Source organism: Robiginitalea marina (assembly GCF_024006985.1).
Classification (GTDB): Bacteria; Bacteroidota; Bacteroidia; order Flavobacteriales; family Flavobacteriaceae; genus Robiginitalea; species Robiginitalea marina.
Map to the genome: position 1 here is coordinate 1 of NZ_JAMXIB010000042.1, position 374 is coordinate 374.

Genomic DNA, 374 nt, shown 5'->3' on the forward strand with positions numbered 1-374 from the left:
TGGTCGTCCGTGTTGTCCAGATAGGGCGTCAGATCCACACTGCCCCCGTCTTCAAGGGTCAGGGTGTTGCCGCTCAGGCTAAGCCCCTGGTCGTCAGTACCCACCAGTGCGGACAGGTCTACGTTGGCTGAAGAACCGTTCTCAATATCGATCTGAAGGGTGGTGCCGGTCAGGGTGGCACCGGTCAGGTTCTGGTCGTCGGTGTTGTCCAGGTACGGAGTCAAATCCACAGTGTTACCGTCTTCGATCCCAAGGGTGTTCCCACTAAGGGTCAGGTTTTGGTCGTCGGTGGAGACATAGCCCGAGAGGTCCACATCTTGCGTGCCCCCGTTCTCCAGGGTCAGCGTCAGGGTGTTGCCCGTAAGGCTGAAGTC

Annotated in this window: 1 protein-coding gene; it reads right to left on the bottom strand. The window is 58.8% G+C overall.

From position 1 onward, the window contains the following. Positions 1 to 374: hypothetical protein (locus tag NG653_RS14685; protein WP_252742463.1), on the bottom strand; the 374-nt coding region annotated here is incomplete at both ends.